We start from the raw sequence: 5,839 nt of genomic DNA, 5'->3' as shown, positions 1-5,839 counted from the left end.
CACGTTCGTCATCGACACCGATCGCACGGTGCTCGACGTGATCGCCAGCGAGTTCAGCATGGACACCCACGCCGACAAGGCGCTGCAGACGCTGCGGGCGCGGGCGTAGTCCATTGGCGCGAGCAGACGCCGGGGAAGCTCACGGGATGACCGACAGGAACACGTAGGCGGCCAGCAGCACCAGGTGTACCTCGCCCTGCAGCCGGGTGGCCCGTCCGGGCACCACGGTGAGCACGCTGATCACCACGGTCAGCGCGAGCAGGACCAGCTGGGTGGCGCCCAGGCCCAGCAGCAGCGGCCCCTCGAACCAGATCGAGGCCAGCGCGATGGCCGGGATGGTGAGCCCGATGCTGGCCAGCGCCGAGCCGTAGGCCAGGTTCAGGCTGGTCTGGATGCGGCCCTGCCGCGCCGCCCGCGCCGCCGCGAGCGTCTCGGGGAGCAGCACCAGCGCGGCGATCACCACCCCGACGAACGACTGCGGGAAACCGGCCGCCGATACCAGGCGTTCGATCGTCGGCGACTCCCCCTCGGCCAGCCCCACCACCGCGACCAGCGCCACCAGCAACAACCCCAGGCTGCGCAGCGCGGCGGCGGTGCTCGGCGGCTCGGCGTGGCTCCCGTCCTCGAAGAAGCTCTTCTGGCCCTTCTGCGTGACCGGCAGGAAGAAGTCCCGGTGCCGCACGTTCTGCGTGAAGACGAACAGCAGGTAGAGCCCCAGCGAGGCGACCGCGGCGAACGCCAGCTGGCCGGGCGAGAACTCCTGTCCGCCTTGGGTCGTGGTGAACGAGGGCAGCGCCAGGCTCAGCGTGGCCAGCGTGGTGAGCGTGGCCAGCGCCGCGCCGCTGCCCTCGGCGTGGAACAGGGTCACGCCGTAGCGGTGCGAACCGAGCAACAGCGACAGGCCCGCGATCCCGTTGGTGGTGATCATCAGCGCGGCGAACACGGTGTCGCGGGCCAGCGTCGAGGTCTCGTGCCCGCCGGAGGCCATGAGCGTGACGATCAGCGCCAGCTCGATCGTCGTCACCGCCGTGGCCAGCACCAGCGACCCGAACGGCTCGCCGACCCGGTGCGCGACCACCTCCGCGTGGTTGACGGCAGCCAGCACGGCGCCGATCAGGAACACCGCCAGGAGCAGGGCCAGTGCCGGCCCGATGTCCTCGCCCCAACTCAGCGCGAGCGCGACGATGGCGAACAGGGGTACGGCCACCGTCCACGACACGCGTTTAGACATCGCCCGTCATTGTGATCGAAGTTGCCCGGGAATGCGCGCGATGTCGCCTACGCGGGCCGCAGGACCGCGACGAGGAAGTCGGAGTCGTCGCGGAAGGGCCGCAGATCCCAGGTGGACAGCAGCAGGTCGGGCGCCAGGCCGGCGGCCGCCGCGTCGTCGAGGAACTGACCGAACGCGTAGTCGCGCCCGGCGCCGAAGCCGATCACCGCGCGGCCGTCGCGGCCGAGGTGGGCACGCACCCGGCTCAGCACGCGGCCCCGCGTGGTGGGGGCAAGGAACGCCATGACGTTGCCGGCCAGGACGATGACGTCGAACGGCTCGGCGATACCGCGCGCGGGCAGGTCGAGTTCGGCGAGGTCGCCGACGAGATAGCGGGGTCCGGGATGATCCTGCTCGGCCGCCGCGATCAGCACCGGGTCCACGTCGACGCCGACGACGTGATGGCCGGCGGCGGCCAGGTACCCGCAGAGTCGCCCGGGCCCGCACCCGGCGTCCAGGACGCGGGCGCTGCGCGGCACCATCGCATCGACGAACCGGGCCTCGCCGGCCAGGTCCTCACCGGCGCGGGCCATGGAACGGAAACGCTCCACATACCAGTGCGAGTGCTCGGGGTTCGCCGCGACCTTCTGCATCCAGATGCTTTGCTCGCCCATGCGACCATTATCGGCCATTTATCGGCCATTGCCGCGGCACGAACCCGTGTGTGAATGCCCGTTGCCGCGCTCACCGCCTCAGTAGCATGCTCACATGCCGAACAGCGACGGCCTTGCCGAAGGGGACGTGTTCGCCGGGTACACCATCGTTCGGCGTCTGGGTGCCGGCGGGATGGGCCAGGTGTATCTGGCGCAGCACCCCCGATTGCCCCGCCGCGACGCCCTGAAGATCCTACCCGGCGACCTGACCGACAACCTCGAGTTCCGCCAGCGCTTCAACCGGGAGGCCGACCTGGCCGCCAGCCTCTACCACGAGCACATCGTCGGCATCCACGACCGCGGCGAATACGAAGGGCAGCTTTGGATCTCGATGGACTACGTCGAGGGCACCGACGCCGCCCAGCTGCTGCGCCGCGACTATCCGGCCGGGATGCCGAAAACCGATGTGGTGCAGATCATCTCGGCTGTCGCCGATGCGCTCGACTACGCCCACTCCCGCGGGTTGCTGCATCGCGACGTCAAGCCCGCCAATATCCTGCTGGGCACCGCCGGCCCGCGCCGGCGCATCCTGCTCGGCGATTTCGGCATCGCGCGCGAGCTCGGCGAGATCAGCGGGCTGACCGCCACGAACATGCTGGTGGGTACGACCGCCTACTGTGCGCCCGAGCAGCTGCGCGGCGCCGACGTCGACCCGCGTGCCGACCAGTACGCGCTCGGCTGCACCGCGTTCAACCTGCTCGCCGGGTCCGCGCCGTTCGCGCACTCCAACCCGGCGGTGGTGATCGGCCATCACCTGTCGACGCCGCCGCCCCGCCTCGGCGAACGGCGCCCGGCACTGGCCGAGCTCGACGCGGTCATCGCCAGGGCGATGGCCAAGAACCCCGACGAGCGCTTCGCCACCTGCGGGGAGTTCGCGACGGCACTGGCCGGCCAGCCGGCCACCGCTCCGGCCCCCTTAACAGGCCGCGCCGACGCCGTCGCCGCTCCGACGCCGGTGATCGCGCGCCCGCCGGAGCCCACGCCGAAAACCCGCGGTGGCCGCCCCGGCGCGGTCACCGTGGTCGCGGCGGTGGTCGCCGTCGCGCTGGTCGGGGTGGCCGTGGTCGTCGGCATCAACCTGCTGGGCGGCAAGTCCCGCCCGCCGGCGGCCGGCACGCCCTCGCCGTCGGCGGCGGCGCCGGGCGGCGCGGTCGCGGCACCCCCGCCGGCGCCGGTCCCGTCGGCCGCGCCGACGATCACGCTCTCCACCCAGATCACCGACCAGTCCGGCGTGCTGGGGCCCGTCGAGCGCGCCGCGGTCGACCGGGCGCTGACCAGGCTCTACAACGGCCGCGGCACCCGGCTGTGGGTGGTGTACGTCAAGGACTTCGGCGGCCTGCGCTCGTTTCGGTGGGCCGAGAACGCCGTGCGCGCCAACGGGTTGGGCGACAGCGACGCCCTGCTGGCCATCGCCACCGACGAGCCGTCCTATTCGTTCCGGGTGCCCGGTGCGCTGGCCAACGGAACGGCCATCGACGTCGAGAAGATCCGCCGCGACCGCATCGGGCCGGCGGTCTACCACCGCGAGTGGGCCCGCGCCGCGATCGCCGCGGCCAACGGGCTCGAGGGAGTGCCGGGTTAACCCTTCGGCCCCAGCAGCAGGTCGGCGTCGAAACAACTGTGGTCGCCGGTGTGGCAGGCGCCGCCCACCTGGTCGACCGTCAGCAGCACGGCGTCACCGTCGCAGTCCAGCCGCACCGCATGCACGTGCTGCGTGTGGCCCGAAGTCGCGCCCTTGACCCACTGCTGGGCGCGGGAGCGCGAATAGTAGGTCGCCTCACGGGTTTCCAGGGTGCGCGCCAGCGCCGCGTCGTCCATCCAGGCGACCATCAGCACGTCGCCGCTGCCCCGCTCCTGCACGACGGCGGTGAACAGACCCTCGGCGTTGCGTTTCAGGCGTGCGGCGATGTCCGGGTCCAGCGTCATCGCACGACCACCCCCGCTGCGGCCATGGCCGCCTTGACCTGCCCGATCGTGAGTTCACGGAAATGAAAGACGCTGGCCGCCAACACCGCATCCGCGCCGGCCGCGACCGCGGGCGCGAAATGCTCGGCCGCGCCGGCACCGCCGCTGGCGATCACCGGGACCGTGACCGCCGAGCGCACCGCGCGCAGCATCGCTAGGTCGAACCCGGCCTTGGTGCCGTCGGCGTCCATCGAGTTCAGCAGGATCTCCCCCACGCCGAGGTCGGCCCCGCGCGACGCCCACTCGACGGCGTCGATGCCGGTGCCGCGGCGGCCCCCGTGGGTGGTGACCTCCCAGCCCGACGGGGTGGGCACCGACCCCGACGGCACCGTGCGCGCGTCGACGGACAACACAATGCACTGCGAGCCGAACTGCCTCGCCATCTCTTCGAGTAGGTCGGGCCGGGCGATCGCGGCGGTGTTGACCGAGACCTTGTCGGCCCCCGCACGCAGCAGGGTGTCGACGTCCTCCACCGTACGCACCCCGCCGCCGACGGTCAGCGGAATGAACACCTGCTCGGCGGTGCGGCGCACCACGTCGAGCATGGTCGCCCTGCCCGACGACGACGCGGTCACGTCCAGGAAGGTCAGCTCGTCGGCGCCTTCGGCGTCGTAGACGGCCGCCAGCTCCACCGGATCGCCGGCGTCGCGCAGGTTCTCGAAGTTGACCCCCTTGACGACCCGCCCGGCGTCGACGTCCAGGCAGGGGATGACCCGCACGGCAAGGCCACCGGCGGACGTTGACGGGCCCATCTCAGTAGTCCTCGGGTTCGCCGGTGGCGCGCAGGATCTCGAGAATCTCGCCGTGCACGCCGGGTGCCGCGGCCAGCACCGACCGCGCCGCGGGTGTCCACGCCTCACCGGCGAGGTTGGTGACGATGCCACCGGCGGCCCGCACCAGTGCAACGCCGGCGGCGTGGTCCCAGATGTGGTCCCCGAAACTTATCGCCCCGCCGAGGATCCCGTCGGCGACGTAGACGAGGTCGATGCCGGTGGATCCGTGCATGCGCAGCCGTGACGACACCCGGCTGAGGTTCTCCAGCACGGCCATCCGATACCGTCCGGGGAAACGCCCCCGCGCGTCGACGCTGAACGTACCGACCCCGACGAGGCTGTCGACCAGTTTCGTGTCGGCCAGCGACGGCTGCGGCACACCGTTTTTCAGCAACGGGCCCCCGGCAACGGCGGTATAGCGCTCGTCGACGAACGGCAGCCAGGTCAGGCCCGCCACCGGGTCCCCGTGGTGCAGTAGGGCCAGCAGGATCGCGGCCATCGGTGACCCGGCGGCGTAGTTGAAGGTGCCGTCGATCGGGTCCAGCACCCACACCCACGGCTCGTCGACGTCGGTGCCGCCGAACTCCTCGCCGTGCACGCCGATGCCGGTGGCCTCGACCAGAGCGTCGACCACCTGCCGCTCGATCGCCAGGTCGATCTCGGTGGCGAAGTCGTTGCCCTTCTTGGCAACCGCCGAATGGGCCCGGTGGCCGCCCAGGAACCGGGGCACGGCCGCGTCCAGGATCACCGACGCCTGGGCGACCAACGCGTTGACGTCCATCGCCGCCCTATCCCCGCACCGCGGCCAGCGCCCGCGGCAGGGTGAACCGCCCGGCGTAGAGGGCCTTGCCCACGATGGCGCCCTCGACGCCGTGGCCGACCAGGGTGGAGATCGCGCGCAGGTCGTCGAGGCTGGACACCCCGCCGGAGGCGATCACCGGAGCGTCGGTGCGCTCGGCGACGCGGGCCAGCAGGTCCAGGTTGGGTCCGCCCAGCGTGCCGTCCTTGGTGACATCGGTGACGACGTAGCGCGAACAGCCTTCGCCGTCGAGGCGTTCCAGCACCTCCCACAGGTCGCCGCCGTCGGTCTCCCAGCCGCGCCCGCGCAGCCGGTGCCGTCCGTCGTCGATCTGGACGTCCAGCCCGACGGCCACCCTGTCGCCGTGCTCGGCGATCGC

At 71.9% G+C, this 5,839-nt stretch carries 7 protein-coding genes and 1 pseudogene; 2 read left to right on the top strand and 6 right to left on the bottom strand.

The annotated features are described in order from the left end of the window. Positions 1-109, top strand: a pseudogene (locus tag AC2VOR_RS02170) (peroxiredoxin); the annotation flags it as partial. Positions 110-139: 30 nt separating this feature from the next. Here AC2VOR_RS02170 and AC2VOR_RS02165 read toward each other — a convergent pair. Continuing rightward, the gene (locus AC2VOR_RS02165) at positions 140-1,231 is read right to left on the bottom strand and encodes a calcium:cation antiporter (protein ID WP_369738941.1); all 1,092 of its coding nucleotides are present in this window, start codon (positions 1,229-1,231) and stop codon (positions 140-142) included. Between the two features lie 47 nt (positions 1,232-1,278). Then, positions 1,279-1,884, bottom strand: coding sequence for a class I SAM-dependent methyltransferase (locus AC2VOR_RS02160; RefSeq protein ID WP_369738942.1), 606 nt, complete (start codon positions 1,882-1,884; stop codon positions 1,279-1,281). 94 nt (positions 1,885-1,978) lie between these two features. On the opposite strand from AC2VOR_RS02160, the gene AC2VOR_RS02155 reads away from it, so the two are divergent. Further along, positions 1,979-3,505 carry a serine/threonine-protein kinase gene (locus AC2VOR_RS02155; protein ID WP_369738943.1) on the top strand — a complete coding sequence of 509 codons (1,527 nt, stop codon included), beginning with the start codon at positions 1,979-1,981 and terminating at the stop codon, positions 3,503-3,505. Here the strand turns inward: AC2VOR_RS02155 and hisI are convergent. The 4 genes from hisI to AC2VOR_RS02135 all read right to left on the bottom strand — a co-directional run. After that, positions 3,502-3,849 carry a phosphoribosyl-AMP cyclohydrolase gene (hisI, locus tag AC2VOR_RS02150; RefSeq protein WP_369738944.1) on the bottom strand — a complete coding sequence of 116 codons (348 nt, stop codon included), beginning with the start codon at positions 3,847-3,849 and terminating at the stop codon, positions 3,502-3,504. The genes AC2VOR_RS02155 and hisI overlap by 4 nt on opposite strands. Beyond that, the gene (hisF, locus tag AC2VOR_RS02145) at positions 3,846-4,640 is read right to left on the bottom strand and encodes an imidazole glycerol phosphate synthase subunit HisF (RefSeq protein ID WP_369738945.1); all 795 of its coding nucleotides are present in this window, start codon (positions 4,638-4,640) and stop codon (positions 3,846-3,848) included. Before hisF ends, hisI begins: the two co-directional genes overlap by 4 nt. Before the next feature lies 1 nt (position 4,641). Beyond that, on the bottom strand, positions 4,642-5,442 hold the full coding sequence (locus AC2VOR_RS02140) for an inositol monophosphatase family protein (protein WP_369738947.1): 801 nt from the start codon (positions 5,440-5,442) through the stop codon (positions 4,642-4,644). Positions 5,443-5,449: 7 nt separating this feature from the next. Continuing rightward, positions 5,450-5,839 (bottom strand): HisA/HisF-related TIM barrel protein (locus tag AC2VOR_RS02135; RefSeq protein WP_486963121.1); only part of this gene is annotated, 390 nt, incomplete at its 5' end.

It is taken from the genome of Mycobacterium sp. TH-M103, from assembly GCF_057473785.1.
The sequence above is the reverse complement of the archived record's forward strand: the minus strand, read 5'-3'. Positions and strand labels throughout refer to the sequence as shown.

What these genes read in the sequence shown, in the direction of transcription:
- AC2VOR_RS02155 (WP_369738943.1), top strand. Translation starts at nt 1,979, where the DNA reads ATGCCGAACAGCGACGGCCTTGCCGAAGGGGACGTGTTCGCCGGGTAC.
- AC2VOR_RS02160 (WP_369738942.1), bottom strand. Translation starts at nt 1,884, where the DNA reads ATGGGCGAGCAAAGCATCTGGATGCAGAAGGTCGCGGCGAACCCCGAG.
- AC2VOR_RS02165 (WP_369738941.1), bottom strand. Translation starts at nt 1,231, where the DNA reads ATGTCTAAACGCGTGTCGTGGACGGTGGCCGTACCCCTGTTCGCCATC.
- hisI (WP_369738944.1), bottom strand. Translation starts at nt 3,849, where the DNA reads ATGACGCTGGACCCGGACATCGCCGCACGCCTGAAACGCAACGCCGAG.
- AC2VOR_RS02140 (WP_369738947.1), bottom strand. Translation starts at nt 5,442, where the DNA reads ATGGACGTCAACGCGTTGGTCGCCCAGGCGTCGGTGATCCTGGACGCG.
- hisF (WP_369738945.1), bottom strand. Translation starts at nt 4,640, where the DNA reads ATGGGCCCGTCAACGTCCGCCGGTGGCCTTGCCGTGCGGGTCATCCCC.